This window comes from Streptomyces sp. NPDC094143, assembly GCF_040303825.1.
Classification (GTDB): domain Bacteria; phylum Actinomycetota; class Actinomycetes; order Streptomycetales; family Streptomycetaceae; genus Streptomyces.
Genome location: NZ_JBEOTZ010000013.1, coordinates 64,896 through 89,193 on the forward strand (window position 1 = coordinate 64,896; position 24,298 = coordinate 89,193).

Annotated in this window: 29 protein-coding genes and 3 pseudogenes; 16 read left to right on the forward strand and 16 right to left on the reverse strand. The window is 70.1% G+C overall.

What is annotated here, in order from left to right:
- Positions 1-48: 48 nt before the first annotated feature.
- Entirely contained in the window at positions 49-711 is a 663-nt protein-coding gene (locus ABTZ58_RS18620) for a CBS domain-containing protein (protein ID WP_351357399.1), read from the reverse strand.
- Between the two features lie 217 nt (positions 712-928).
- Between ABTZ58_RS18620 and ABTZ58_RS40205 the strand changes: the two genes are divergently transcribed.
- Positions 929-1,123, forward strand: a complete 195-nt coding sequence (locus tag ABTZ58_RS40205) for a DUF6924 domain-containing protein (RefSeq protein WP_502996091.1) — start codon at positions 929-931, stop codon at positions 1,121-1,123.
- Positions 1,124-1,274: 151 nt separating this feature from the next.
- On the opposite strand, the gene ABTZ58_RS18625 is transcribed toward ABTZ58_RS40205, so the two are convergent.
- From ABTZ58_RS18625 to ABTZ58_RS18640, 4 genes are all read right to left on the reverse strand, one after another.
- Positions 1,275-2,144: a GNAT family N-acetyltransferase gene (locus tag ABTZ58_RS18625; RefSeq protein WP_351357402.1), complete on the reverse strand. Its 870-nt coding sequence runs from the start codon at positions 2,142-2,144 to the stop codon at positions 1,275-1,277.
- A 171-nt stretch (positions 2,145-2,315) separates the two neighbouring features.
- Positions 2,316-3,491 (reverse strand): FAD-dependent oxidoreductase, encoded by a 1,176-nt coding sequence (locus tag ABTZ58_RS18630; protein WP_351357405.1) that lies wholly within the window; start codon positions 3,489-3,491, stop codon positions 2,316-2,318.
- Positions 3,488-3,769 (reverse strand): helix-turn-helix domain-containing protein, encoded by a 282-nt coding sequence (locus tag ABTZ58_RS18635; RefSeq protein WP_351357408.1) that lies wholly within the window; start codon positions 3,767-3,769, stop codon positions 3,488-3,490. The genes ABTZ58_RS18630 and ABTZ58_RS18635 overlap by 4 nt, the downstream gene beginning before the upstream one ends.
- A complete protein-coding gene (locus ABTZ58_RS18640) occupies positions 3,769-4,260 on the reverse strand; it encodes a DUF2975 domain-containing protein (protein ID WP_351357411.1) in 492 nt (163 codons plus the stop codon). Before ABTZ58_RS18640 ends, ABTZ58_RS18635 begins: the two co-directional genes overlap by 1 nt.
- Before the next feature lie 179 nt (positions 4,261-4,439).
- On the opposite strand from ABTZ58_RS18640, the gene ABTZ58_RS18645 reads away from it, so the two are divergent.
- Together ABTZ58_RS18645 and ABTZ58_RS18650 are read left to right on the forward strand one after the other, a co-directional pair.
- The gene (locus ABTZ58_RS18645) at positions 4,440-5,318 is read left to right on the forward strand and encodes an SCO6745 family protein (RefSeq protein WP_351357414.1); all 879 of its coding nucleotides are present in this window, start codon (positions 4,440-4,442) and stop codon (positions 5,316-5,318) included.
- Positions 5,319-5,737: 419 nt separating this feature from the next.
- On the forward strand, positions 5,738-6,046 hold the full coding sequence (locus ABTZ58_RS18650; RefSeq protein ID WP_351357666.1) for an alpha-amylase inhibitor: 309 nt from the start codon (positions 5,738-5,740) through the stop codon (positions 6,044-6,046).
- Positions 6,047-6,221: 175 nt separating this feature from the next.
- Here ABTZ58_RS18650 and ABTZ58_RS18655 read toward each other — a convergent pair whose 3' ends face one another.
- Positions 6,222-6,863, reverse strand: coding sequence for a hypothetical protein (locus ABTZ58_RS18655; protein WP_351357417.1), 642 nt, complete (start codon positions 6,861-6,863; stop codon positions 6,222-6,224).
- Positions 6,864-7,149: 286 nt separating this feature from the next.
- Between ABTZ58_RS18655 and ABTZ58_RS18660 the strand changes: the two genes are divergently transcribed.
- Positions 7,150-7,605 (forward strand): hypothetical protein, encoded by a 456-nt coding sequence (locus tag ABTZ58_RS18660; protein ID WP_351357420.1) that lies wholly within the window; start codon positions 7,150-7,152, stop codon positions 7,603-7,605.
- A 24-nt stretch (positions 7,606-7,629) separates the two neighbouring features.
- On the opposite strand, the gene ABTZ58_RS18665 is transcribed toward ABTZ58_RS18660, so the two are convergent.
- Entirely contained in the window at positions 7,630-8,310 is a 681-nt protein-coding gene (locus ABTZ58_RS18665; RefSeq protein WP_351357423.1) for an NAD(P)H oxidoreductase, read from the reverse strand.
- A gap of 113 nt (positions 8,311-8,423) precedes the next feature.
- Here ABTZ58_RS18665 and ABTZ58_RS18670 point away from each other — a divergent pair, with 113 nt between their 5' ends.
- A complete protein-coding gene (locus ABTZ58_RS18670) occupies positions 8,424-9,383 on the forward strand; it encodes an AraC family transcriptional regulator (RefSeq protein WP_502996092.1) in 960 nt (319 codons plus the stop codon).
- 129 nt (positions 9,384-9,512) lie between these two features.
- Here the strand turns inward: ABTZ58_RS18670 and ABTZ58_RS18675 are convergent, their stop codons facing one another.
- From ABTZ58_RS18675 to ABTZ58_RS18690, 4 genes are all read right to left on the reverse strand, one after another.
- Entirely contained in the window at positions 9,513-10,103 is a 591-nt protein-coding gene (locus ABTZ58_RS18675) for a GNAT family N-acetyltransferase (RefSeq protein WP_351357428.1), read from the reverse strand.
- A gap of 210 nt (positions 10,104-10,313) precedes the next feature.
- The gene (locus ABTZ58_RS18680) at positions 10,314-11,435 is read right to left on the reverse strand and encodes an alkene reductase (protein WP_351357431.1); all 1,122 of its coding nucleotides are present in this window, start codon (positions 11,433-11,435) and stop codon (positions 10,314-10,316) included.
- A gap of 65 nt (positions 11,436-11,500) precedes the next feature.
- The gene (locus tag ABTZ58_RS18685; protein WP_351357434.1) at positions 11,501-12,103 is read right to left on the reverse strand and encodes an NADPH-dependent F420 reductase; all 603 of its coding nucleotides are present in this window, start codon (positions 12,101-12,103) and stop codon (positions 11,501-11,503) included.
- Positions 12,103-13,131, reverse strand: a complete 1,029-nt coding sequence (locus ABTZ58_RS18690) for a zinc-binding dehydrogenase (protein WP_351357437.1) — start codon at positions 13,129-13,131, stop codon at positions 12,103-12,105. The genes ABTZ58_RS18685 and ABTZ58_RS18690 overlap by 1 nt, the downstream gene beginning before the upstream one ends.
- A 96-nt stretch (positions 13,132-13,227) precedes the next feature.
- Here ABTZ58_RS18690 and ABTZ58_RS40210 point away from each other — a divergent pair, with 96 nt between their 5' ends.
- The 3 genes and pseudogenes from ABTZ58_RS40210 to ABTZ58_RS18705 all read left to right on the forward strand — a co-directional run bounded on the left by ABTZ58_RS40210 (position 13,228) and on the right by ABTZ58_RS18705 (position 14,840).
- The gene (locus ABTZ58_RS40210; RefSeq protein WP_502996093.1) at positions 13,228-13,827 is read left to right on the forward strand and encodes a TetR/AcrR family transcriptional regulator; all 600 of its coding nucleotides are present in this window, start codon (positions 13,228-13,230) and stop codon (positions 13,825-13,827) included.
- A gap of 1 nt (position 13,828) precedes the next feature.
- A pseudogene (locus ABTZ58_RS18700) lies at positions 13,829-14,055 on the forward strand (DUF1062 domain-containing protein); the annotation flags it as partial.
- Between the two features lie 251 nt (positions 14,056-14,306).
- On the forward strand, positions 14,307-14,840 hold the full coding sequence (locus ABTZ58_RS18705; protein ID WP_351357440.1) for a P-loop NTPase family protein: 534 nt from the start codon (positions 14,307-14,309) through the stop codon (positions 14,838-14,840).
- Positions 14,841-15,475: 635 nt separating this feature from the next.
- Here the strand turns inward: ABTZ58_RS18705 and ABTZ58_RS18710 are convergent.
- On the reverse strand, positions 15,476-15,610 hold the full coding sequence (locus ABTZ58_RS18710) for a hypothetical protein (protein ID WP_351357442.1): 135 nt from the start codon (positions 15,608-15,610) through the stop codon (positions 15,476-15,478).
- A 15-nt stretch (positions 15,611-15,625) separates the two neighbouring features.
- Between ABTZ58_RS18710 and ABTZ58_RS18715 the strand changes: the two genes are divergently transcribed.
- The 3 genes from ABTZ58_RS18715 to ABTZ58_RS18725 all read left to right on the forward strand — a co-directional run bounded on the left by ABTZ58_RS18715 (position 15,626) and on the right by ABTZ58_RS18725 (position 17,543).
- Entirely contained in the window at positions 15,626-16,333 is a 708-nt protein-coding gene (locus ABTZ58_RS18715; protein ID WP_351357445.1) for a restriction endonuclease, read from the forward strand.
- A 49-nt stretch (positions 16,334-16,382) separates the two neighbouring features.
- Positions 16,383-16,592, forward strand: coding sequence for a hypothetical protein (locus ABTZ58_RS18720; protein WP_351357448.1), 210 nt, complete (start codon positions 16,383-16,385; stop codon positions 16,590-16,592).
- Between the two features lie 123 nt (positions 16,593-16,715).
- The gene (locus tag ABTZ58_RS18725) at positions 16,716-17,543 is read left to right on the forward strand and encodes an SAM-dependent methyltransferase (protein WP_351357669.1); all 828 of its coding nucleotides are present in this window, start codon (positions 16,716-16,718) and stop codon (positions 17,541-17,543) included.
- Between the two features lie 454 nt (positions 17,544-17,997).
- Here the strand turns inward: ABTZ58_RS18725 and ABTZ58_RS18730 are convergent, their stop codons facing one another.
- Together ABTZ58_RS18730 and ABTZ58_RS18735 are read right to left on the reverse strand one after the other, a co-directional pair.
- Complete coding sequence (locus tag ABTZ58_RS18730) at positions 17,998-18,249, reverse strand: hypothetical protein (protein ID WP_351357451.1); 252 nt, start codon at positions 18,247-18,249, stop codon at positions 17,998-18,000.
- A gap of 118 nt (positions 18,250-18,367) precedes the next feature.
- On the reverse strand, positions 18,368-18,892 hold the full coding sequence (locus tag ABTZ58_RS18735) for a hypothetical protein (RefSeq protein WP_351357454.1): 525 nt from the start codon (positions 18,890-18,892) through the stop codon (positions 18,368-18,370).
- A gap of 449 nt (positions 18,893-19,341) precedes the next feature.
- Here ABTZ58_RS18735 and ABTZ58_RS18740 point away from each other — a divergent pair, with 449 nt between their 5' ends.
- Positions 19,342-19,767: a hypothetical protein gene (locus ABTZ58_RS18740; RefSeq protein WP_351357457.1), complete on the forward strand. Its 426-nt coding sequence runs from the start codon at positions 19,342-19,344 to the stop codon at positions 19,765-19,767.
- A gap of 10 nt (positions 19,768-19,777) precedes the next feature.
- Positions 19,778-20,068, forward strand: coding sequence for a hypothetical protein (locus ABTZ58_RS18745; protein ID WP_351357460.1), 291 nt, complete (start codon positions 19,778-19,780; stop codon positions 20,066-20,068).
- A 339-nt stretch (positions 20,069-20,407) separates the two neighbouring features.
- Here ABTZ58_RS18745 and ABTZ58_RS18750 read toward each other — a convergent pair whose 3' ends face one another.
- Complete coding sequence (locus ABTZ58_RS18750; protein WP_351357463.1) at positions 20,408-21,256, reverse strand: helix-turn-helix transcriptional regulator; 849 nt, start codon at positions 21,254-21,256, stop codon at positions 20,408-20,410.
- Between the two features lie 132 nt (positions 21,257-21,388).
- Between ABTZ58_RS18750 and ABTZ58_RS18755 the strand changes: the two genes are divergently transcribed.
- Positions 21,389-22,243 carry an NAD-dependent epimerase/dehydratase family protein gene (locus ABTZ58_RS18755; RefSeq protein WP_351357466.1) on the forward strand — a complete coding sequence of 285 codons (855 nt, stop codon included), beginning with the start codon at positions 21,389-21,391 and terminating at the stop codon, positions 22,241-22,243.
- Positions 22,244-23,135: 892 nt separating this feature from the next.
- On the opposite strand, the pseudogene ABTZ58_RS40215 reads toward ABTZ58_RS18755, so the two are convergent.
- Positions 23,136-23,439: pseudogene (locus tag ABTZ58_RS40215) on the reverse strand (SDR family NAD(P)-dependent oxidoreductase); the annotation flags it as partial.
- On the opposite strand from ABTZ58_RS40215, the pseudogene ABTZ58_RS18760 reads away from it, so the two are divergent.
- Together ABTZ58_RS18760 and ABTZ58_RS18765 are read left to right on the forward strand one after the other, a co-directional pair.
- Positions 23,439-23,717, forward strand: a pseudogene (locus ABTZ58_RS18760) (MmyB family transcriptional regulator); the annotation flags it as partial. The pseudogenes ABTZ58_RS40215 and ABTZ58_RS18760 overlap by 1 nt on opposite strands.
- Positions 23,718-23,739: 22 nt before the next feature.
- Positions 23,740-24,036, forward strand: coding sequence for an HAD family hydrolase (locus ABTZ58_RS18765; protein ID WP_351357672.1), 297 nt, complete (start codon positions 23,740-23,742; stop codon positions 24,034-24,036).
- The last annotated feature ends 262 nt before the right edge of the window (positions 24,037-24,298 follow it).

Genomic DNA, 24,298 nt, shown 5'->3' on the forward strand with positions numbered 1-24,298 from the left:
GCCATCACTGCTCTTCCCGATGACGCCACGTGGCATTGCCAGGGGGAATCAGGCAGAGCGGGCCGGCGGCTCCAGGGGTTCGCCGAGCAGGGGTGCGCGCAGCGGCCGGAACTCGACGGCCACGACCCCGTCGACATCGCGGCACATGTCCTCCAGGACGGGGACCGTGGTCCGGGCCAGGTACCCGCTGAGCACGACGTGGCCGTGCGTCACGTCCACCTGGACGGCGGAGGGCGCCTCGCCCAGCGCCTTGACGAGGACCTCCTCGACGATCTCCCTGCGGATCGCTTGGTCCGCCCGCAGGAACACCCGCAGCAGATCGCTCCTGCTCACCACCCCGATCAGGCGACCGTCGTCACCGACGACAAGGAGCCGCTTGACCCGGTGCCGTGACATCACCCGGGCCGCGTCGACCACACTCCAGTCCTCCCGCGCGCACAGCGCCGGTGACGTCATCAGCCCCGCCGCGTCGGTGGCCCCCGCCTTGGCCGGCTGCGGCAGCCCGTCGACCCCGCCCGTCGGCCAGCCCTGCATCTTGTGCAGGAGGTCGGCCTCCGACACCACACCCATCGGACGTTCCTGGTCGTCGACCACGGGAACCGCGGTGATGTCGTACTCCTGCAACAGATGGGCGATCTCCTTGAACGGCGTACCGCCCTGGACCCGGACGACCGCGTCGCTCATCACGTCGCGCACCTTGTGGTGGTTCATCGAGTATTCCTTTCTCCCACCACTGTTGTAGGAGGCAGCGTCCACCGGCGCCTCGGTGATTCCCCCGACTCCATACACGAGCCGGCTCTCCTGCACCTTGGAAGCGCTTGTCATCCGCACCGCTTCTCGTCCTGGCGGACTCCGTGACTCTCGCCTCCTCCGCTGAACTGCCGCTGCTCGTGGTCGACAGGTGGGGTGAGCCCCGGGCGCTCTGTCCGTGTTGTGGCCGCCGAGCCGTGGAGCATCGAGAACACCCTCGGACGCCAACATGGACTTCCAAGAGTTCGCGGCAGCCGTAGACGACGACGGTGTGTTCCGAGGCTTTTGCGCCGCTGACCGGAACGATCCGGGTGCTCGTCGCGACAGGCACCCGCTGTCGGTCAGTCATGGGAACCTGTGGCGGCAGCGGTGATGCCGATGCGATCATGGCCGACGAACCGCGACCGTCCCCCGGAGCGGTTTGTCACTCCCCACGTCGGTCGCGCGGTGTCCGTCAGCATATTCGGCGGCTCGCCAAGAGCCCGGAGTGCCGTGCCGAGAGGTCTGTTCGAGCAACACCCGCGTTATTCACCGGGCTCGGCGATCAGTGCCGTGGCAACGGAGCGGAACCCGAGCCGGGCGTAGATGCGGGCTACGTCATCGGTGCCCGCGGACAGGAAGACGGTCTCGGCGCCTCGCGACCGGGCATCGGCGACCAGTACCGCCGTGACCGCTTGCGCGAGCCCTCGACGCCGCGCGGCCGGCAAGGTTCCCACTCCTACGATCTCGGTGACGGCGCCGACCGGCTGGTGCTGACCGGCGCACAGCGCGTCTCCGCCCTCAGCCGCGGCGGCAACGAACGTCAGTCCGGCCTCGATACGCGCCACAGCGCGTTCCACCGAGCCGTCACCGGCACTGCCAAGCACAGCCTCGCGCAGGTCCGCCGGACCGGCCGCACCGACGGCGGTGCCGGGTTCGCCGAACGCCAGCCGCGGAACGGCCAGTGCGCTCGGCAGGACGGGATCACCGGGTCCGAGCATCCGAACCACGACGCCGTCCGACATCTCGGGCACCTCGCGCACTGCGGGAGTCGGTGCGCCGGGGTCGAGCACCATCAGGGGGTGCTCGTGCACCGCCAGTCCTGCCTCCTCCACTGCGGCCCTGAGCGCCGGCGTCGTCTCCGCGACCCACTCGAAACTCTCCGGGACGCCCAGTTCCCGCTGTCTGGCGCGGACCCGGTTCACATCGGCGGCACTCACCGCTCCGGACCACCCCAGGGTCGGCCGTGCGTAGAAGGGCCAGCCCTGTCCCTCGCGTAGGAACAGGGTCAGTGGCCCGAAGTCCTCGGCCCGGGCACCCGAGCGGGGAACCGCGTCGTAGTACTGCTCGAGTCGGCCCAGCAGAGCACGACGATCACCATGATCAGCAAGATCCGCAGACGTCACGCCGGGCATCCAAGCAGGAACTCGAAACCCACTTCCACCGCATTACACCGGCGTCACCGGTCAAGCCCCCCTCCGTGCAACACGCGCGACCCAGGTCACGCGCCCTTGCCCCGCTGCGGGGGCCCGCCGACGCGCTGACGGAGACGGCCGGTGGGTCACCCGTTCATGTCGCCCGGCGCATCACCTGGACGCAGCGGGTGCGGGCTGTGGAGCGGGGAGAGGGAAGGACTTGTCGCCGAACAGGATGCGGCCGGCCGCGGCCCGGCCCGGGCGGGTGCGCAGCAGGGTGAATGCCGCTGTAGCCGCGGCCGGCGTGCGGACGTGGGCCAGCCCCCTGCGCAAGATGAGCCGCCCTTGGAAGCGAGCACGCAGCGCGGCTCCGTTGTAGGGGGACAGCGCGTCCGGCCGCCCGGTGCGCAGCGCGTCGTCGAGGACCTCGGCTGCGAACTCCGACAGCCGCAGGCACGGATCCAGGCCACCGGCGGTGAGGGGCGAGACGGCCCCCGCCGCGTCGCCCACCAGAATCCCGTCCGCGCAGCTGATACGGCGCAGCACCCCACCGACCGGAATCGGCCCTCCGCGTCGCTCGACCGCGTCGGGACGCTCGACGCCGGCCAGCCCGGGCGCGGACGCGCTGAACCGCCGCAGGGCTCCGCGGAGTCCTTCCGGGAAGCGGTCGCCATAGCCGGCGACGCCGACGTGGGCGTGCTGTCCGTCGTTGACCACCCAGGCCAGATAGCCGGGAGCGAGCGACGGGTCGAGCACGCAGTGGAAGGTCGGTGGTTCGTCGTGCCCGGCGAGTCGGAAGACCTCCTCGGCGCCGACCAGCAGGTGCCGGTTGCGGTCGAGCTCCAGGTCGCGGGCCACGCTGGAGCGTGCTCCGTCGGCGCCGACGACGAAGCGTGCCCGGATCGTCGCCGGCCCGTCGCGACCGATCAGGTGGAACATCCTGCCCTGACGGCCGGCGTAGCGCGTGCCCAGGGCGATCCGCACGCCCGCGGCCGTCGCCGCGGCCGCCGTCGTCGCGTAGAGCGGCCCCATGTCGCCCACCCGGTATTCGTCGCGGGCGCTGACCAGGCTGACGGGGCGTCGCAGATCAGGCGGGTAGAGCAGCACACGCCGAATGGGCGGGCCGAGGTGCTCGGGCGGCAGCGGGAAGTCGTCGAGCGTCTTGCGGACGAAGATCCCCGTGGTGCGGATCGCACGGGAGAGGCTGGTCCGCCGGTCGACCAGGAGCACGTCGTGGCCGTGCCGGGCGAGGAGCGTGGCGGTGTGCAGGCCGGCCAATCCCGCGCCGACGACCAGAACGTCGGTACTGGCAGTGGTTCCGAGGTCGCTGATGCCGTAGGAGTTCACGGTCGGCCTCCCGCATGCGTGACCCCGTCCACTGGCGCGGTCCCGTCTCCGTCCGCAGCCCCGTCCAAGGGATCCTCCGCCTCCCAGCGGAGCAGATCTCCGGGCTGGCAGTGGAGCGCCTCGCAGAGTGCGGCCAGCGTGGCGAAACGCACGGCCTTGGCGCGCCCGTTCTTGAGTACCGCCAGGTTGGCGGGTGTGATACCCACGCGTTCGGCCAGCTCGCCGACGGACATCTTCCGTCTGGCCAGCATCACGTCGATGTCGACGACGATCGGCATCAGATCACCTCCGCCAGCTCTGCCCGCATCCGCGCGGCCTCCACGTCGCGCGCGACCGCCTGGCCCAAGAGCATCCGCAGCACCCAGACGATCAGGGCGACTCCCAGGACCGCCAGGCAGACCCCGCCCAGCAGGAGCACGATGCCCGGGGCCACCGCCTCGCCCGGGGCCAGAACGACACCCAGCGCGAACACGAGCAGTGCTGCCGCGGCGAAGGCGCCGATCACGACGTGCACATAGCGGAAGGCGGCGTGGGAGAACACCGTTCCGCGTCGGACCATCGCCGCCAACTGCCATACGCAGACCAGCACCACCTGCGCCGCCACGATGCCCAGGACCACGATCAGCACGATCGGCACCCGTCGATCCGCCAGCACGCCGCCCTGCGAGCCATCGGCCAGCTGAGCGACCATCAGCGTCTGCACGAACAGTGTCCCGGCGAGCAGTACGACGACCACGGCACGCAGGGCGAGCACCGCAATGTTTCCCATCACTTCCCTCTCGATCGAAACGCATCGAAACGCGATAGGAACTTATCGAGATTCGATAGATCCGGCAAGGCGCCTGATGGACTGGGGGAGGGTGCCGGGGGTTGTTATGACCGCTGTCATGATGGATGCTGCCTCTCGGCGTCTGCCGCAGCCGACCAGGACGAGCCGGGAGGACCTGAATGATCGACAACGTCGCACGGTCGATGTGGGAGAGGTTCGAGCCGGTTCACCAACTGGTCTACTTCACCCCCGAGGTGCGCGAGGCCATGGAGGGTCTCGGGTTGCGCGGCTACTGGATGGGCTACTTCGCCCTGCGCGCGGCGCCTCTCGGACCGGTCCCCGCCTCCGTCGTCACCAGCTGCTTCTACGTCTTCCACCCCGACCGGGCGGCGAAGGCGCTGCCGGGCGCCTGGTCCGTCGCCTCCCCGCACCAGGTGATCGAGGCACGCGAGCGGGCCGTCGACGCCGCGATGACCAGCTTGTACGGTCCGGACGTCGTGGCCTCCGCCGAGCTGGCCGAGGCCGCCGACCTCGCCTGGGAGGCCGCCCGCGCCGCGGACACGGCCGGACGGGTGCTCGGTGCGGCCAACCAGGCCCTGCCTCGCCCGGCCCGGCCCCACGTGCGGCTCTGGCAGGCGGTGACCACTTTGCGCGAGCACCGCGGCGACGGCCATGTCGCCGTGCTGGTGGGCCGTGCACTGGGGCCGGTCGAGGCGCTGGTGCTCAAGAGCGCGACGGGGGAGACCGACGCCGAGTTCCAGCGACGCGTCCGTCAGTGGAATGACGACGAATGGCGTTCGGCGCAGGTGAAGTTGGGTGAGCGCGGCTGGATCGACGGGGCGGGGCGGCTCACAGCGGCCGGAGCGGCCGCTCACCAGCAGATGGAAGCGGACACGGACGCGGCGGCGCTCACACCGTGGCAGACGCTGGGCGCCGACGCCACCACTCGCCTCGCCCACCTGCTCGAACCGCTCGCACGCCGGGTCCTGGACTCCGGGATCGTGCCGGCCGGCAACCCGGTCGGACTGACGGACACCACGTGGAGTTCCACCGGCTGATACCCGCTGATCCCCCGGTCAGCGCGGACCGAGGAACCTCCAGGATGTTGGCCGGCAACCCGGCTCTTTACGGCCAAAGGGCGCGAGGCGGTCGTGCGGCCACGCTTGCAACTGCCGCATGGACACGGCCGGGAGGCGGACCGGTATCTCCTGGCCGCAGCTGAGCGGATCGCCCGACCTCTGTGCAAGAGTTGAACTTTCACTCGGGTGTCGGGCGTTGCTACGGAGGACCCGCACAGGCGTGAGCACGGTTGGCCTGCAAGCGCGCTTACGTCCGGAAGCCGCCGCCCTGTCTTGCCTGCGCTTCGGAGCGCTGGAACCTTCGGTTCTTGAACTCGGTTCGCGCCGCAACACGCAACGAACCGCGACTGCTTGAACATCACCAGCGTCATCCGAGGAGTGAAACCATGCTGAGAGGGATGCGGATACCGGCGTTGGCGGTGGCGCCCGGCGCAGCCCTGGGTCTCGTGTTCGCGGGGCCCGGGCCTGTCTCCGCCGCGCCGAGCCCTTCCGGGCCTGCCCCTTCCTGCGTCGTGATGTACGAGAGCTGGCGGTACACCGACGCTGCCAACGACTGCGCCGAGACGTTGAGCGTCTCGGTGCTCTACCAGGACGGCGCGACGAGCCGATGCTCCATCCTCCCGCCGGGCGCTCGTGCGACGGTCGGTGAGGGCTATCTCGGTCAACACGGTCGCGCCGACCATCTCGTCCGCTGCGAAACACCCTGACCGTGCGCTCCACCGAAGCGGCGTGCCCGCATCACCATGATGCCGATGTCGTTGTCATGCGTCGTCCACCACTACGTCCCGGACAACGGAGCGGGGACGTCCGGGAACGGCAACGTCGCATCCCACAAGTGGGTCGCGAACTGCTGAAACGGCCCGCGCTGAGCAGCGTCCCCCCTCACTGCTCCCGTTCCGCAGGCGTGAACGGGCCGGTCGCGCGGGCTACGCACATGTCGACGACGGTCCTCTTCGCGGCCGCCGAGCCGTCCAAGCAGAGTCGTCCGCCTCGGTCGCGCAGGTCGACAAGGAACCGCGTTGTCGTACCGGACTGCTTGAGGTCGTGAATGCGTCCGTCGATGTAGCCGAGGTCGTTCAGGACCCTCCTGACCTTGGCTGGGGTCGGCTCCGTCAGATCCCAGAGCACCTGGGCGATGCGCTGTTCATGGAGGATGCCCGCGCACCAGTCACGAGCGTTCAACTCCACCTCCGGCCCTGCTGTAGGAGCGATCGGCTCGACCGCGCCACTCGGCGGTGTGTTCACCGGACCAGTCGGCAGCGTCTGGGCCGGACCGGTAGGCAACGTCTGGGCCGGACCGGTAGGCAGGGTTTGGGCCGGACCCGTCGGCGGCGCCTCCGCCGGGCCGCTCGGCGGCGCCTCCGGCGACGCGCTCGCCGGACACTGCTGCGCGACCTGATCCAGCATCTCCGTGAACGCTACGTCGGGGGCGGTCCCCGCCGAGCGAGCGGAGCCGCTGTCAGGCCCGTCGACGCCTGCCTTCTCGGTGCCGCACGCGGCAAGTGCCAGCATGGTGACGGCCACTGTCGCGAGCAGGGGCCGTGGGCGGGGCAGAAGGCGGCCAACGGAGCGGGCGCGAACAGGGCTTGGTCTCATGCGCCAAGTCTCCGAGCCGGCCACGGTTTCCACGTGAGTACACGTACTCACCGGCGTAGGCGGACTCACTCGACTCGGGTCCACACGGGCCGCGTTCAGCTCGCTCAGCTGCCCTCGGCGCGGACGCGGTCGGCAATGCCCCGTGTCAGTCCCTCCGCCAGGTCCTCCAGTAGACCAGGACGCCGTCGGGCAGCGACCTCCCGGTGTTCGAGTAGTGGAACTTCTTGCCCTGTCGGGCCTCAGCCTCCGCCGACTGGAACGGAACGCGGCGGACACGGGCCACGGTCTGCCGTACTCCACGGCGGCCACCATGCTCGGCGGGGAACGGCTTCCCCGCGAGGAACTCGTCGCGGCGTTCGTCGCGGCCTGTGGGATCCGGGGCGACGAGGCGGAGGCATGGCTGGACGCCCGCACCGACATCGCGTGCCGGCCCGCACCGTCGGACGCCACACCCACGCGGGCGACCCCTGCGGACGCAACGCCCGTAGACGCCACGCCTGTCGACATCGCGCCGGCGGGCGCCGCACCGGCGCGCGCCAGGGCTTGGCTGAGGCGGTGGACATGCATCGGCGCGCCGGCGCTCGTCACCCCACTCCGCGGCGGGGCGACGGCGTCCGGCGTCTTCAACGACGACGAAGAGGTGGGCCGGGGGGCGTGGGCCCGCTGCTGACGCAGCACGAGCGCCGCGTGGTGGTCAGACCGCCACGAGCTCCTCGGTGAGGAACTTCTCCACGAACTCCCGTGCACGAGCGTCGAAAGCGGCGTACTGAGCCGCTCGCTCGGCGCCCGCGACCGCTTCGCCGATCAGGAGGTTGCCTTCGGCGTCGATGCGCTGCGGGCGCTCCTCCGCGTCGGTGAGCAGACCGACGGTGGAGTGGGAGAAGCCGCAGTAGTACGCGATGCCTTCGCTCAGGCTGGTCTCGAGGACGGTCCGCATCCCGGCCACGACGGGATCGTCCGAGGTGGCTCCGGCCAGCCCCAGCCACAGGATGCGCTTGCTGGCGAGGCGGGGCCTGCTGCGGCCGTAGGCGAACCCGTAGTTCCATACCCGGTCGATCCAGCCCTTCAGGATCGCGGGCACGCTCTGCCAGTACACCGGGAAGACGGCGACGACGACCTCGGCGTCGAGGATGCGCCGCATGTGCGCGTGCACTTCGTCGGAGTACCTCTTCTCCCTGTCGCCCCAGTCCGGCTGGTCCGCCACGTTCATGCGCGGGTCGAACCCCTCGGCGTGCAGGTCGAGCAGGTCGACGCGGTAGCCGGCGGCTTCGAGCCGGGTGGCGGCCCGGCGGGCGGTGTGCGCGGTGAGGGAATCGGAGCGGTGGTGTGCGACGACGACGAGGGCTGTCCTGCCCTGGCGGTCCTGCTGCGTCACGGTGTCTCCCAGCTGGTCTCGGTCAGTCCGACGAGTCCAGTACAGACCCGCCGGCCTAGATGATCCATGGGAGAAGCGCTCCAAAACATAGGAGATCGTCTACGGTGTCGTCCGTGGATCCTCTGAGTTCGTTGCTGAGCGGTATCCGGGCCGAGGGCTCGGTCGTCACCCATGCCGTACTGACCCGGCCCTGGTCCATCCGCTTCGCTGACGCCGCGCCGCTGACCATGATCAGCGTGCTGCGCGGCGGCGGCACCCTGCTGCTGCCCGACGGAACCGAACGCGTCGTCGGTGCGGGCGACACGGCCATCGTGCGCGGCCCCGAACCGTTCCACCTCGTGGACCGTCCCGCCACCGTGCACGGTCCTCACGCCGCGTACGAGATCGCCTGCTTCACGCCGAACGCCGAATGCACCGCGCAGGAACTGGGCGGTATCCACTGGGGCGCTGACTCGGAGGAGGCGACCGCGCTGATCGTGGGCGCCTACCGCGCCTCGGGCCACCGCCACGAGCGACTCCTGCGTGCCCTGCCGCCCGTCCTGGTGGTCGAGGAGGACGCCGAGGTCTGTGCCTGGCTGGAGACGGCCGCCGCCGACGCGGCCCAGCACACGGCCGGTTCGCAGGCGCTGATGGACCGGCTCCTCGACTGGGCCCTGGTGTGCACGCTGCGCAGCTGGTTCGACAAGGCGGGCGCCGACGCGCCCGGCTGGTACCGGGGCCTCGCCGACCCGATCCTCGCCCCCGCCCTGCAGTCCTTCCACGACCAGCCCGCCCAGGCGTGGACGGTGGCCTCACTGGCCGCACGATCCGGCGTCTCCCGGGCGCTGTTCGCCAAGCGCTTCACCCAGCTGATGGGCCGTCCGCCCCTCGCCTACCTCACCGAATGCCGCCTGGACGAGGCCGCTGCGCTTCTGACCGACACCGACCTCACCATCGCCCAGATCGCCAGGTCCGTCGGCTACGCCGACGCTTTCGGCTTCAGCGCCGCCTTCAAACGCCACAAGGGCCAGAGCCCCAGCAGGTTCCGCGCGGCGGCGGCTTCGCCGGTGTCGGGTTCTCTCCGGTCGGGGTAGCCGCCGGCACGGCGGAGGCTGCTCCGCGAGCCACAGGCCATGGTTTGCCGGCCGGCACCGCTGCTCGGCCGCCTGCGAAGCGGGGGGGGGGCAGCGGTTCGCCGCCGTGGCCGACCACCGAGCGATAGGTCACGCGGGCTCGCGCACTGGAACGAGGTGGCGGGCGGGATGGTGCGGGCCGAGGAAGACGACGATGTCTTTGCTGTCGGGGGAGGGGTGGGTGGCCTGTATCCAGCCCTGGCGGTGGTAGAACGCCATGGCCCGGGGTGCCCGAACGGAGGTGAGCAGCCAGGAGCGACCCTCGGGGACGCCCGCTGTGATCGCCTGAAGCAGTCGTCCGGCGAGTCCGCTGCCGTGCGCGCTGGGCCGGACGGCGAGTTCGTCCACCTCGAAGGCACCGCACAACCAGTCTTCGGTATGCCGGGCACCGAGGCCGGCGGCGGCCTGCGGGTAGCAGCGGTCCGTGGGGAAGGGCGAGAGAGTGGTCCGCCCGCTGGCGAAACCGAGCACATCCCCGCCTTCCAAGCCCACCGCGGCGGTGAAACCGGGACGCCGCGCGTCCAGGAGCAGACGCGCGGCGAACTCGGCAGCCTTCTCCTCGTCCTCGTCCCAGGGCGGTACGCAGTAGGCGTCGACGTAGACCGAGCACAGCGCGTCGACGTGGGCAAGGACGTCCTCGCCGTGCAGCACGCGCACGGTGAGGGCTGGCGGAACGGCCAAGGGATCCCTCTTCTTCCTGCGGATCATGCTTTGTTGCACTCATTGTGCAATAAAGCCTTGGTGTTCCACGAGGGGTACGCCGACAGTGCGGCGATCCCCCGCCGGTTGTTCAGGGATGCCGAGGTGAGGCAGGGCGTGGACCTCTTCGGGTTGCAGGACCTCACCGGCGGCCCGAAGGCTGACCGGTCTACACGGGATCGGGCCGTTCTCCTAGGAGCCGGTCACGCCGGTCACGGTGGGGTAGTCCGTGTATCCCTCGACGCCACCGGCGTAGTACGTGTCGCGGTCGCCGGCGGCAAGAGGATGACCGTGGGTGAACCGGTCGACGAGGTCGGGATTGGCGATGAAGGGGGCACCAAAGGAGACCGCGTCGGCCAGCTCTCGTTCGAGCAGCTCGTTGCCGCTCGCCTGCGTGAAGCCGAGGTTGGCGATGACGGCGCCGCGGTAGTGGGCGCGATAGCGGGCGAACGCGGTGAAGGTGTCGTCGGCGCCCGTGTCGGGTTCCGGCCCCACGAGGTGGAGATAGGCCAGGTCGCTGTCGCCGAGGCGCTTGAGGAGCAGGTCGTAGTCGGCCAGCGACTCCGCGTCGGCGGTGAAGGCGGGCCCGCGATCCCAGTAGGGGGAGAGTTTGATGCCGACGCGGTCGCTTCCCCACACGCTGCTGACGGCATCCACGACGTCGAAGAGGAACTGGGCACGCTTCTCACTGCTGCCGCCGTAGGCGTCGGTGCGCTGGTTGAGGCGGGGGTTGAGGAACTGGGCCACGAGGTGCGAGGCCTGGGCGTGGATCTCCAGGCCGTCGAAGCCGGCGCGCAGGGCGTTGGCGGCGGCCTGCCGGTAGGTGTCGATCGTGGTGGCGATCTCTGCTGCGGTCAGGGCGCGGGGCGTGACCGTGTCCTTCGGGCCGTCGGGGGTGAAGGACATCTCCTGGGGGTTGATCGCCGAGGGACCTGCGGGGAGCCGGCCACCGAGGTGGTCGGGGTGGGAGACGGCGCCGACGTGGCCGATCTGCGAGACGATCCGCCCGCCGGCGGCGTGCACGGACTCGGTGACCTCGGCCCAGCCGGCGGTCTGGGCGTCCGTGTAGATGCCGGGGACGTTGATGAAGCCGATCGCGTCCGGGCTGACCCAGGTTCCTTCGCTGATGATCAGGCCGGCACCGGCGCGCTGCGTGTAGTACGTGGCGTGCAGGGCGGTCGGGGCCAGTTGGGCGTTGGTGGCCCGGGAGCGCGTCATGGGAGCCATGACGACGCGGTTGGGCAGTTCGAGCGCCCCCAGGCGAACGGGCCGCAGGAGGGGCTGGGTGCCGGATGCCGGAGTCGGGTCGGACATGAGGGTCTCTTTCGTGAAGGAAGGTGCTCCTCGCGGACACGAGGAGGACGAGCAGATGGGTGGACTCAGTCCTGCTTGAGGACGTGGAGGCCGGACAAGGGCCCGCCGAGCTGGATGAGGCGGCCTCCCTCGCGCAGCGTGCCGAGGTCGACGGGCGCGAAGCCGAACTGGGAGGCCAGGCCTTTCACGGTGTTCTTGGCGTCCGCGTCGTCCCCGGCGAGGAACAGCACCTGACGTCCGGCCTCGTGGCGGGGATCGGGCGCGATGAACTGCGCGAAGAGGGCGTTGAAGGCCTTGACCACGCGCGCGCCGGGAAGCAGGGAGGCCACGTATTCGCTTCCGGTGACACCGCCCAGGTCGGCGATCTTCGCGTTCGGCGGAGGGGAGGCGAACTGATTGGTGGTGTCGATGACGACGGTCCCGTCCAGGGGTGGGAGTTGGGCGGCCACGTCGGGCACCTGCGGCCAGCCGACCGCGAGCACGACGAGGTCTGCGGCGGCAGCCTCGGCAGGAGTCGCGGCTGCCGCGCGTGTGCCGAGGTCCCTCACCAGCGGAGCCAGGGAGTCGGGTCCTCGGCTGTTGCTGAGCACGACCTCGTGGCCGTGGCGGATCGCGTGCCGGGCGATGGCCTGGGCGATGGTTCCGGCTCCGAGCGTTCCGATCTTCATCAGGCGGCCCCGTGCCCGGAGTCGGTCGCCCGTGGTGTGGTGAGCAGGACGGTTCCGCTCTTGGCCGGGCGGCGGGCGTGCTCGATGGCCGCCCTGAAGTCGGCGAGGTCGTAGCTGGCCGCGACTTCGAGCAGGTCCGGGGTGTTCCGCGCCAGGTCCACGGCGAAGGCGACGTCCTGGGCCCGCTCCTTCGGGCTGCGGCGCATCCAGTGCAACACGGTCACGCCCTGCACGGTCAGCGCCCGCTGGACGAGGGGCAGCCGCTCCAGCGGGGTGGTGCCGGAGCCCAACTGCCCGTAGGAGATCAACGTGCCGCCGTCGGTGAGCAGATCGGTGAGGTCCCGGGTCATGGCGCCGCCGACGCAGTCGAGGACGACCCGAATGCCCTGGTCGCCGGCCTGGTGGCGGACCTGTTCCGGCCAGTCGTCGTCGCAGGTCGCGATGACGGGCAGCGTGGGGTACAGCGATCGCACCTTCCGGGCACCGGTTTGGCTGCGTACGAGGTTGATCAGGGGCAGGCCGTGCCGGACCGCGGTCGCGCTGACCAGCCGGCCGACGGAGGAGCCGGCGGCCGTCTGCACGACGGAGCCCTTCTGCCCGCGCAGGGCACTTCCCAGCGCGCGGTACAGCATGAGCACCGTCAGCGGATTGACCAGCATCAGGGCCGCGGTCTCGTCGCTGACCTCATCCGGCACCGGCACGGCCCGGTCGGCTGCGACCACGACGAAGTCGGCCCATGTCCCCGGCGCCGGGAAGACGGCCACGCGTTGACCGGGACGCGGCGTGTGCACGTCCGCCCCGACGCTCTCGACGACGCCCATCCCCTCCACTCCGGGAGTCCGGACCTCCGGCTGCTGTTCGGTGGGCCCCGCCGGTGCCTCAACGCCGGCCAGGTCACCCGGATGGACGGGCCGGACCAGCACGCGGACCAGGACCTCCCCGACGCCGGGACGCGGCCGATCGGGCTCCTCCCGCAGCGTGAGTACCTGGGCGGGTTCCCCCCGCCGGGTGTGCACCACAGTGCGCATGGCTCCTCCACTCACCTTTTGATGATGGGCAACATTAAAACAATGATGAGGGGTAACCTTGAAACGGTCAATCACACTCGATGGCGGGGGGCGGGCATGCCGCGGATCACCAGGGAAGACAAGGCCAGGAATCGGCAGAACATCGTCGAGGCGGCCGGGCGCATGTTCCGCGCACAGGGCATCGACGCCGTCGGGATCGCAGAACTGATGAAGGAGGCCGGCCTGACCCACGGCGGCTTCTACAACCACTTCGCGTCCAAGGACGATCTCGCCGCCGAGGTGTGCAGCGCCTCGTTCGCGGCGTCTCTGGGCGTCCTGGAACAGGCCGTTGCGGAAGGGGACGACCCCGTCGGCTCCCCGCTGAGGCGAGTGGTGGTCGACTATCTCTCGGTCGCCCATCGCGACGCCCCGGACGGCGGCTGCCCCTCCGCCTCCCTGGTCACCGACGCCGGACGGCACAACGACACGATCCAGCGCTCGTACGCGGCCGGCGTGGAAGGGTACCTGGCGGGCTTCGCGGCGGAGCTCGCCCGCGAACAGGACGAGGAGATCACCCCGGACCAGGCCCGGGACCGGGCCGTGCTGCTGCTCAGCACGCTGGTCGGGGCGATGGTGCTCGCCCGAGCCGTGCGCCACGTCCAGCCCGAACTGTCCGAAGAGATTCTCCGGACCTGCCGCGCTCACGCCCTTGACTGATGCGTGGTGTCTCGACACCACCGGGCCGGACCATCTGAACCGCGAGGTGATCGACGTCTCCGTGCGTTTCGCCGCACCGATCCCGGTCCACCCCGTCCGGCTGATCGCTCAAGGCCGCGGCCTTCACGGGCCGAGGTCGGCAGACTGCTCACCGCGGGGAAACTCGTGTCGGCCGTCCGGCCGGACGGCACGCTCTCCGGTGACTTCACCTCCACGCTCAAACGCTGAGCCCTCACCGCGGTCAGGTCCTGTCCGGCGCGTGCCGCCCGGACAGGCCCTGGGGCCGTCCTGCCTGATGCTGGTCGTTGAAGCCTCAAGGGGATGCTCGCATCCTCCGCCCCGGAGCGGGCGAGCAGGCCGCGCAAGTAGTCATGGGCGCGCTCAGGACAGAACGGATCGGCCCCATCCGGGCGTCCGTGTCCACGAGTTCCGGAACACCCCCGTCGCCGCCACCGGCCCTCGGTAGCCTGAAGGCCGTGATGGCGGGCACTGAAGAGACCCGGCTGGTCGTGCTGCGCGGCAACAGCGCCTCGGGGAAGTCGTCCGTGGCGGCCGGCCTCCGCGAGAAGTTCGGCCGCGGCCTGGCCTTGGTCAGCCAGGACAATCTCCGCCGCGTCGTGCTCCGCGAGCGCGACCGGCCCGGCGCCGCGAACATCGGCCTGATCGACCTGACCGCCCGCTACGCATTGGACGCCGGGTTCCACGGCGTGATCGAGGGCATCCTGTACGCCGACCGCTACGGCGACATGCTCGCCCGGTTGCGCACCGACCATCGCGGTCCGACGCACGGCTACTACCTGGACGTGCCGTTCGACCAAACCCTCGCCCGGCATGCGACCAAGCCGATCGCTGACGAAGTCAACGAGACGCAGCTGCGCGACTGGTACCGGCCACGCGATCTGCTGCCCGACCGGCTCGAGACCATCATCGGCGCCGACAGCGCCCTGCACGAGACCGTCGCCCGGATCATGTCCGACACCGGCTTGGCCCACCTGCCCGCCACGGACCGCTGACCGGAGCAGTGCCGGCGCCCAGCACGTCGGGCTACGTTGAGCCACGTCCTCGTTGTCCAGATGTAGGCCAGGTGTAGGCCAGATGTGGGCCGGAGGTCGGACGGCCGGGCGCCCGGCCGGGAGGACTGAACAGCGCTTCGTGATGAGCGCGGGACCCTCCGGTACCGCGAACCGGGGCAGAGGAACGGACGAGGTGGACTGCTGCTGCCGGTCTACGGCCTTTCGCTCGTGGACGTACCTGCAGATGCATGCGGAAGAGTGCGGAACTGTCGTGCGAGCGAAGTCGGACAGTGATCGGCGTAAGCGTGGGCGAGCCGATGTCCTGAACAGGCACTCTGCGCCGCTTGAACCCTGATCGTTTGTCAGTGGTGCCCTCCAGCATGGCCCTCGTTGGGTTGGATGACTCAGGGGGAGGACCAGATGCCGATCGTGCGGCCCTACGTGCGTTCCGACGGGAGGCCGGTGCGCGGGCACCTTCGGTGGGCGCCGGGCGCCCGGCGCGAGCTCACCGTCTTCGCGTCGATCGCTGTGGCTGTCGTGGGCTTCGGCCACAGCAACGGGACAGCGGGTGGTACCACCAGCCCGGCGTGGAAGCCGGGGGAGGGGCCGGCGGCGACCTCTCCGCTCCGTTTCGATCAGAGCTCCGGCCGGGCGGCACCCGGCAGGAGTGTGCCGCGGCCGACGGTGTCGTACCCCATCGAGTTCCCCACCCCCACGAGCAGGCCGGCACCGCCCACGCCGACGGTGTCGTACCCGATCGACTTCTCCACCCTGGGTGGCGGGCGATGAGCCGACGTCCGCCCCGGCGCCGCAGCGCTGCCCGGCGCCCTCGTCGTAGCCGCCGGCGGCAGCGGGACGACGTACAGCTGCTGGCCCTGGCCATCGCCGCGCTGGCGGCCGTCAGTGTCATGGTCGCGGTGGTCAACTGGCTGATCGCCCACTGGTGGGTCCTCGTCGTCGCCGCCCTGGCTCTGCTGCTGGGTGGCCTGTGCTGGTGGCAGCACCGTGCTCGGCGCGCGCAGTGGCAGCAGGCCCGGGCACGCGCGCTGCGCTACGGGCTGGCTCAGCTGGACGCCCTGTCCCACCGCCAGTTCGAGCACGCGATCCGGGACCTGATGCACCGCGACGGATGCACGGACGCCGTCCAGGTCGGAGGCCAGGGCGACCTCGGCGCCGATGTGAAGGCCACCGATCCCTACGGCCGGCGCTGGGTCATCCAGTGCAAGCACCGCAGGAACGGCAGCCGGGGCGCGGCCGTCGGCACCCCCGACCTGCAGGTCCTCAACGGCACGGGCCGCCCCGTCCACAGGGCCGACATCGTCGTCATGGTCACCAACGGCCGCATCACCCAGCCCGGCCGCACCTTCGCCCGGCAGCAGCGCCTGCTCCTCGTCGATCGCCAGGTCCTCGCGCAGTGGGCGGCCGGTTCACGCCCTTTGTGGGACTTGCTGGGCGCGGTGCCACCACCGCGACGGTCGGCACCGCGCTCGTGACGTCCAGGCGGGTCTGTTCCGGGCCCTCGCGAAGATCCCCGGCGCCCGGGTGACGACCGGCGTGAAGGACCCGCTCGGCCGCGCGGCGATCGGCGTGAGCGTGACCTACGAGAGGACGCCTGCGGGCCGGCAGGGCAAGCAGGAGATCTTCTTCGACCCCGGGAGCTACGCCTACCTCGGACGGACCCGGGACGACGGACAGATGATCAGCGCTCGCGCCGCCTGGGGCGTCGTCAACAAACCTGGCGCCCGCTCCTGACCACCCGTGTGGGCCACCGCGTCCGCGGCCCGGGCCTGTTGGCGGTGCTGAGACCGTGGTGGTGGCGGGCTGACCGGCTGGAGTGCCGAAAACGGAGGTGGGCGGGCCATGTTGCCGGGAAGAATGGCCGCCATGAGGTACGAAGGCTCTTCCATCGACCCGGCCAAGCCGAGCATTGCCCGCGTCTACGACTATCTGCTCGGCGGCAAGGACAACTATGCCGTCGACCGTGAGGTCGGCGACGTGTTCAAGCGCGACCTCCCCGGCTCGGTGGCCATCGCCTTCGCCAACCGCGCGGCCCTGACCCGGGCGGTCAGCGAAATCGCCAGGACCACCGGTGTTGGGCAGTTCATCGACATGGGCAGTGGCCTGCCGACCGCGGACAACGTCCACCAGGTCGCCCAACGGCACGCTCCCGAGTCCCGGGTCGTCTACGTCGACATCGACGACCAGGTGTTGGTCCACGGCCGCGCACTGCTGGAGAACAACGACCGCACCCGCGTCGTCGCGGTCGATGTGCGCAACCCCGAGGGCATCCGCTCCCACCCTGCCACGCTCGAGCTCATCGACTTCTCTCGTCCCGTCGCCGTCATCCTCAGCGCCATCCTTCACCACGTCAACGACGACGAGGACCCGGCCGGCATCGTCCGCTACTGGCGCGACCAGGTCCCCTCCGGAAGCTACTTCTTCATCAGCCACTTCCGCTCCGGCAACAACCCGGAGACCGTGGAGGCCGAGAAGGTCCTGCAACAGACGTTCGGCCGCGGCCGGTGGCGCACGGACGCGGAGATCGCCTCCCTGCTGGACGGCTTGGAGATCCTCGACCCCGGGATCGTCCCGGCGCCCCTGTGGCGTCCCGACAAGTCCGACAATCCGTGGAACAGCGGCAAAGGACGAGAACTCACGGTCTGGGAGCACCTCATCGCCGCCGGCATGGCCCGGAAAGCCTAGGCGGGTGCCCGAGGCCGTCAGGCCCGGGGAGGTGAACCGACAGTGGGGCAACGGGAGTCGTGCATGGGGGGCTGCCTGTCCGTGATCTGACAGGGCTTCGCCAAGCTGTGGCGGAGGTGGCCGCGCTGCCGTCGGGCGTGACCTGAACGGACCCCCCGGGGGCTGATGACCGGCGGCATGGCCGACGTCAGCCTCGGGAACGCATCCAGGCCTGGCGGAGTGTGGGCCGGACCGCCGGAGCAACTCGACCGGATCACCGCTGCCCAGCGATGGCGAGCAATGCTCAACCACCCACGAGCGGTACTCCCGCCGCCATCCTCCATCGCCCCCTCAGACATTCTGCCGTGACGGGAAGTCACTCGCCGCGGAGGTTCAGCCCCTACCCGTTCACGCGGACATCACCAGGTTCGGCGGCCGGCCCCGGTAGAGGCCCGTTCTCTAAGTCCTGCTCGTGTCAGGACGGCTCGGCGTGCGCGTTCGCCGTGCGTCCAGCGCGGTCCGCCCGACGGTGGGCCCCGGCCTCCCGGAGGCACCAGGCCGACCACAGCAGCAGGACGAGGAAGACGGCGAGCAGCCCCAGCAGCAGCACCAACTGCCGTGCCGATCCATCACGTTGGACCAGATTCAGCAACAGGCAGAAGCTCCAGGCCACCACACCGCCCGCATACACGCCCCTGAGCAGTCGCAACTGACTGACCGAACCCATCGTCACCCCTCCGGGCCTTGTCCTCACGCCTTGCTCCCGCCTGTACCCCCGCCTCGCGAGTTCACCGCTTCCATGGGGCGCTGATTACTTGCCCACCGTCCTCGCCCTGCCTGGCCGGTCACTGATGCCGCAGGGCCTGGCGCATCCTGTGGAGGCGGTCCACGGAACGGCGGCGCATCCACAGGACCCAGGAGCACAGCACGGCCATGCCGAGCACGAAGAGGAGGGGGAAGACGAGGGATCCGCTGACGGCGCCCAGGACGAGCAAGCCGACCGCGACGAGGCCCATGGCGCCGAGCCAGTACGGCAGCCACTTGCCCGCCCGTTCCACCTGGCCGAGCTGTTCGGCGACCAGCCGTCGCATGGTCGCCTGCTCCTGTGGGTCCCCGGGTACCTCGTGGTGGCGGATCTTCCGGTTCAGGTCGGCGATTCCGCCCGCGTCGGTGCCCACGGCTCGGGCGGCCCGGCGACGCTGGACGGCCAGGACCGCGATGGCGACCCCGCTGTAGAGAGCGCTTTGGAGCACCCAGACAACAGGGTGTTCGTCCCTGCGGAGCAGGGCCGTGGTGCCCAGTGCCACCAGGAAGACCAGGATCGCCTGCGCGGTCAGACTGCGGTCGAGTAAGCGCTTGAGCGAGAGCACAGCGCAGACCTCCTTCAAGGGAAGTCGGGACAGAGTCGTTGCCTCCCGGATACCCCGCGTTCTGCCCCTGATCTGACCAAGCGGTGAAGCCGCAGATTCGAGCCGCAGCGGAGGCGAGGGCGGTGATCACCGGCGGCATCGCCATAGGGACCCGTGCCCGCCTCGGCGCATCGCGCTGATCGGGGTGGCGGAAAACTCCCGCATCCGGCACCCGACCGTCGCCCGGCTCCCGCGGCGTGCGTCGTGGGGTGTCCCAAGTGTCGAGCCTTGTGTCAAGAAGTCATCAAGTCGCTGGGACAGTCTCGATCTTGGTTGACCGCCCACCTAGCCCGACGGCAGGATTGGCCCTGGCCTCCCTGCGTCAACTGACCAAGGCGACAGGGGTTTTGACTTTCACTGGGGGAAGAATGCGTTCATTCATCCGTCGACGCCGCACTTCAGTCGCGACAATGATCGCCGCCGTGTGTATGTTCGGCGGCGCGACCACATCCGCACAGGCGGCGACCAACCCCAATCCCATCGACTGGACTGTGTACTCAACGCACATCGGTCCTGATGGGGAAGATGTGCCGTTGCGTGTGGGGCAGAAGGACGCCGGCGGAGTCGACGGTTTCGGCAAGCGTCACATCGAGTCCGGTCACGCCGACCAGATCTCGAGCTGGTCGAATATGAAGCAGGACATCGACAAGACGTTGGACCGAGGAAAGTGTTCGACCAGCGGCAGTAAGATCACTTGTAAGCTGGAGAGTCACACCTTCCGGAACCCTCACGCCAGCGGCATGAAGGTGGTGTTCACCGAGCGGGTGGACTCACGGTCCAAGGACCATCGACCCGTGGGCGTTATCACCGCGTACTACTATAATTGTGGATGCTAGGTACGAACGAATGGCTAAGATCACGGAGTACAAGGCGTATCTCGAGGAATTTCGCGCCGAGGTCGTTGAAGGGCTGAGTTCAACGCTCACTGAGCACGCCGCCACTCTAAATCAGCTTTCGTACTCGGAAGACGATGACGGGGTTTGGGCTGAGGTGGTTGTGCACCTCCCCGGCCGTAAGGATCCTTGGGTCCGTCGCCGCCTGATCATCCCGGCACAGGGCCCCGACAAGGACGCCTGGCTGGCGGGGACCATTTTCTCTTCGGCACTCATCGAGGATCTGGACACACGTCGTACCTGACGGCCCGAGAGCAAAAGGGGTCTCCATCTACAGCAAAGAGATGGAGACCCCTTTCCCCCATCAGGTCCCTGTCGTTGGCGCTGATCCCTCACCTCGGTTCGACGCAGGCGAAGGCGGTCGTACATGAACGCGTCACAGCCCGGAACCGCGGCGATGACCTCGGTGTTCATGGCTTTCCAGGAACTCACCGTCGAACACACCGCCTGCCTGTGCCAGTGACAGGCGCTGTGCCGCTGTCGGCCCCAGTCGGCGCGGAGCGCGGCGTTGCGCATCGCGGGCGAGACGGATCGCGGGCGAGTGGCGCTCGGCATGGACCGAACCCGAAAGGCGAACACGCGGTCAGGAACTCGTCGGCGTCAGGACCTGCAAGCCCACCACCCGCAGCAACTGCAAGCGATCGTACGACTCCGTGCCCGGGCGGGCCGTGTGGATGACGAGTTGCTGATTGTGGTCGGAGTTGACGAGGATTTCGCAGTCGAGTTCGAGGGTGCCGATCGCAGGGTGCCGGAAACGTTTCGTGGAGGCGCGACGTACGGCCACCTCATGTTCGTCCCAGAGGCGGGCGAACTCCTCGCTCGCGGCGCGCAGTTCGGTGACGAGGGCGGCGGGTTCGGGGTCCGTCGGGCGGGCTGAGGCCACCGCCCGCAGGCCGGCGACCTGTTCGCGGGCGCGCTCGGGGCGGTCCTCGGGCGGGAACAGCTCCTGGGCCGCCGGGTCCAGGAAGAAGCGGCGGATCATGTTGCGTCCTCGGGGCGGGCCGGCGAGGACGTCTCCGCTCAGCGCCCGCGACAGCGCGTTCTGAGCCAGGACCTCGCCGCAGTCGGTCGCCACCATCGCCGGAGTGTCGTGCAGCCGGTCCAGCACCAGGAGCAGACCCGGGCGCACGTGTGTGCTGGTCGCTTCCCGGCGCGGCGGCTCTTCACCGGTGAGGTGGAAGAGGTGGTCGCGTTCGTCCTCTGTCAGGCGCAGGGCACGGGCCAGCGCGGTGAGCATCTGGCGGGACGGGCGTGGGCCCCGGGACTGTTCCAGCCGCGTGTAGTAGTCCACGGACATGCCGGCCAGCTGGGCCACCTCCTCGCGGCGCAGCCCCGGTGTACGGCGGCGGGCTCCGGCCGTGAGTCCCACGTCGGTGGGGACCAGGCGGGCGCGTCCGCGGCGCAGGAAGTCGGCGAGTTCGGCTCGGTTCACCTCTCCAGGGTGCGGGAGGCCGGCCGACTTATCCAGGGACTCCCGATCCCCTGATCAAAAGGTCTCTCCCGCTCGTCCCCGCATCCGCCGAGGCTGGTCATCAACGACAGACGAGTGCGTGAGGAGCACATCATGCTGACATTGGTGACCGGGACGACAGGGCAGGTCGGACGCCGCTTCGCGCCGAGGCTGCTGGCCCAGCGGCAGCCGGGCCAGCAGGTGCGGGTTATGGTGCGGGACGCGACCCGTGGCGAGCGCTTCGCGGAGCTGGGTGCCCAGGTCGCCGTAGGGGATATGCGTGATGAGGGGACACTCGGCGAGGCGCTCGCCGGTGTGGACGCCGTCGTGAACATCGCTGCCTCCTTCCGCGGGGTGCCGGACGAGGAGGCGTGGGCCGTCAACCGGGACGCCGCGGTGGCCCTGGGCCGAGCGGCGCAGGCCTCCGGGGTGAAGCGATTCGTGCAGGTCAGTACGGGCAATGTGTACGGCGTCGGACGGGGCCGCCCATTGACCGAGGAGGACGAGAGCCGGCCGGGCGGCCAGATGTGGGGCGCCTACCCCGAGTCCAAGGCCGAGGCCGAACGCGAACTGCTCGCGCTCAGGGGCATGGACGTGCGCATCGGACGGCTGCCCTTCGTCTACGGCGAGGGAGACCCGCACCTCGCCAACGCCCTGCATTGGGCCGACCGCTGGGCGCCGCACCAGCGCCTGCAGATGGCCCACCACGCGGACGTCGCCCAGGGCCTGATGCGGCTGCTGTACGCGCCGGGCATCGCCGGCCGGATCTACAACATCGCCGATGACGCTCCCGTCACCACGATCGAGCTGTACCAGCTCAACGGCGTCGAGGTGCCCGCCGGGCTGCACGAGCTCACGGACCCCGACCCGTGGTTCGGGATCATGTCCAACCAGCGCATCCGCCGCGAGCTCGGTTTCCGGCCGATCTACCCGAGCGTCTGGACGGCCCGGGACGCCGGAGCCCTGTGACAGTCACCCCGCCGGGTCGGTCACCCCTCTGATCCGGCGGGGGGAGGAGGGCCAAGCGCCGCACTCGGCGCGCGAGCTGCGCGGGTATCGACCTCGGCGCCTCGGGTACTCCGCACGGGCATTCAATACGTCGAGCCGCGTGTGAAGGAGAGTTGTGGTGGAGGGGATCGAAAACGAGAGGGGCAACCGATTCTGTAAGGCGTGCGGTGTGCCGGCCGAAGACGGGAGGTTGTGCAATCGCTGCGGAGCGGTCCTGGATTTCCCCGACGAGGGTGGACTGATCGAGGACCAGGGTGCCGCGGTGCGGCGGGACTTCGAAGGGCGTGCTCCTCGCCCGGAGGCCTGAGTACGTCGTGGGGCAGGCGGTTGCATCCTGGGCTCGCGAACGGCTGCCGGGAAGTACGGGCAGAACGTGACACGGACAAGAGCCCCCTGGGCAGCCCCGGCCCGGTCCAGGCCACGGAACCGCGGGTCGCGAGGCGTCCCGGGTGGTCGGGGTGCCCGTGCCGTCACGATTCCTCAGGCGGATCGCCGAGGGTGTCACCGTAGAGCCGGAACAGGCGCAGTTCCTCCGGCCCGTCGGTGGGGTCGGGCGCAGGCGTTGCCAGCAGTCGGCGGTGAGGCGGCGCGCGGCCGGGGGCCGGGCCATGGCTGCGCCGGCAGCTCCGGGGGAAGCAGCGGGTCGGGTTCCACGGCCCGGGTGAACTCGGCCGCCAGCCGGACGGCCATGGCGAGCCGCCCGGTCGCCACCTGCTCGGTGCGGTCGGCCGCGGCCAGCGCGATGATGCCGCCAAGGCGCCCAGCTCGGCGGCGCTCAGCTCGGTCAGGCAGTACCGCGCGAAGGCGGTGAGCCGTTCGTAGCGGGTGGCGATCTCCCGCACGGGCCACAGTGCGGCGGCCAGGGCGGCGGGGTGCCGGAAGTGACGGTGATGAACGTTCCTGCGCCGCGTCCGACCAGGTGCGGGGTGAAGGCGTCGACGACCCGGATGGTGCCCAGCAGGTTGGTGTCGATCGTCGTCTGTGCCGTCTCAGAAGTGCGCGGGATCGCGCAGGTCCTCCAAGAGCATGACGCCCGACATCGTCACCACGGTGTCCAGCTCGGGGTACTGCGCGAGCACGCTGTCACGGGCGGAGGCGACGGAGGCACTGTCGGTGACGTCGACGCGGACGGTCCCGAAACCCTCTCCGGCCAGTTCTAGCCCTGGCCAGTCAGCGGTTCCGCACCCTGTGGGCCCGGCACGACGTCCGCAACCTCGACGGAGGCACCACCACCGTCCACCACCCGGTCGTCGGTGAGCTACGCCTGCACCGCGACAAACTGCCCGTCGACGACGTCATCCTCGTCGTCTACTACCCCGACAGGCACAGCGACAGCGACGAGAAGCTGCAACTCCTCGCCGCACTGCCCCGGACGGACCCCGACGACGAGGTACACGGCAGGGGGTCGAACACGCGGCAGACGAGAACGTCATGACGAACACCGGCCGTGCAGCCGGATCAGGCGGCAAGGAGCGGCGCCGGCCGTCGTCACGTCAGGTGGCCGTGGGCACGGGGACGACCACCTGACACGGTGCGGCTTCGCCGACCAGATCAGCACGGTGGTGAGCGCGGTAGGCGTCACCCACGGCAAACAGCACCGCTGGGGCTACCTGCTCGCCTGCCGGCGGCTGCGCGTCACACCCGACGAAGCGGTGGTCTTCGAGGACTCCGAGGCGGGCCTGCAGGCGGAGCGGCGCGCAGGCGGCCGATGCTTCGCCGTGGGCCGGGCGGCCGGGACACCCGCCTTGAGGTGACTGGCCGGCCGTGTGGCCGAGACCTGGCTCGGGCACGGGTCATCGACCCCGCCGGCCCCGGACCGCGCCGGTGCCGCACCGAACCTACACGGCCGAACAGCCGACGGCCGTTACGTCGACCGGCCACCACACGCCCGCACCAGCCTCTGAGGTCTGTCAATCAGTGACCTGCGTGTGGGGCCGCTCCGTCAGCTCTCGGCCCTGGTCCTGGTCGCACGGGGCGCGGGCCCGGAGCGCGGTCACCTTGTCGGCGGATGCCGGC

Bases quoted from the DNA above. Each gene is read 5' to 3' on its own strand.
- ABTZ58_RS18755 (WP_351357466.1), top strand. From the start codon at position 21,389: ATGCTGACATTGGTGACCGGGACGACAGGGCAGGTCGGACGCCGCTTC.
- ABTZ58_RS18705 (WP_351357440.1), top strand. From the start codon at position 14,307: ATGGCGGGCACTGAAGAGACCCGGCTGGTCGTGCTGCGCGGCAACAGC.
- ABTZ58_RS18625 (WP_351357402.1), bottom strand. From the start codon at position 2,144: ATGCCCGGCGTGACGTCTGCGGATCTTGCTGATCATGGTGATCGTCGT.
- ABTZ58_RS40210 (WP_502996093.1), top strand. From the start codon at position 13,228: ATGCCGCGGATCACCAGGGAAGACAAGGCCAGGAATCGGCAGAACATC.
- ABTZ58_RS18725 (WP_351357669.1), top strand. From the start codon at position 16,716: ATGGCCGCCATGAGGTACGAAGGCTCTTCCATCGACCCGGCCAAGCCG.
- ABTZ58_RS18620 (WP_351357399.1), bottom strand. From the start codon at position 711: ATGAACCACCACAAGGTGCGCGACGTGATGAGCGACGCGGTCGTCCGG.
- ABTZ58_RS18680 (WP_351357431.1), bottom strand. From the start codon at position 11,435: ATGTCCGACCCGACTCCGGCATCCGGCACCCAGCCCCTCCTGCGGCCC.
- ABTZ58_RS18745 (WP_351357460.1), top strand. From the start codon at position 19,778: ATGGCTAAGATCACGGAGTACAAGGCGTATCTCGAGGAATTTCGCGCC.
- ABTZ58_RS18640 (WP_351357411.1), bottom strand. From the start codon at position 4,260: ATGGGAAACATTGCGGTGCTCGCCCTGCGTGCCGTGGTCGTCGTACTG.
- ABTZ58_RS18685 (WP_351357434.1), bottom strand. From the start codon at position 12,103: ATGAAGATCGGAACGCTCGGAGCCGGAACCATCGCCCAGGCCATCGCC.
- ABTZ58_RS18715 (WP_351357445.1), top strand. From the start codon at position 15,626: ATGAGCCGACGTCCGCCCCGGCGCCGCAGCGCTGCCCGGCGCCCTCGT.
- ABTZ58_RS18645 (WP_351357414.1), top strand. From the start codon at position 4,440: ATGATCGACAACGTCGCACGGTCGATGTGGGAGAGGTTCGAGCCGGTT.
- ABTZ58_RS18740 (WP_351357457.1), top strand. From the start codon at position 19,342: ATGATCGCCGCCGTGTGTATGTTCGGCGGCGCGACCACATCCGCACAG.
- ABTZ58_RS18635 (WP_351357408.1), bottom strand. From the start codon at position 3,769: ATGCCGATCGTCGTCGACATCGACGTGATGCTGGCCAGACGGAAGATG.
- ABTZ58_RS18730 (WP_351357451.1), bottom strand. From the start codon at position 18,249: ATGGGTTCGGTCAGTCAGTTGCGACTGCTCAGGGGCGTGTATGCGGGC.
- ABTZ58_RS18690 (WP_351357437.1), bottom strand. From the start codon at position 13,131: ATGCGCACTGTGGTGCACACCCGGCGGGGGGAACCCGCCCAGGTACTC.
- ABTZ58_RS18650 (WP_351357666.1), top strand. From the start codon at position 5,738: ATGCGGATACCGGCGTTGGCGGTGGCGCCCGGCGCAGCCCTGGGTCTC.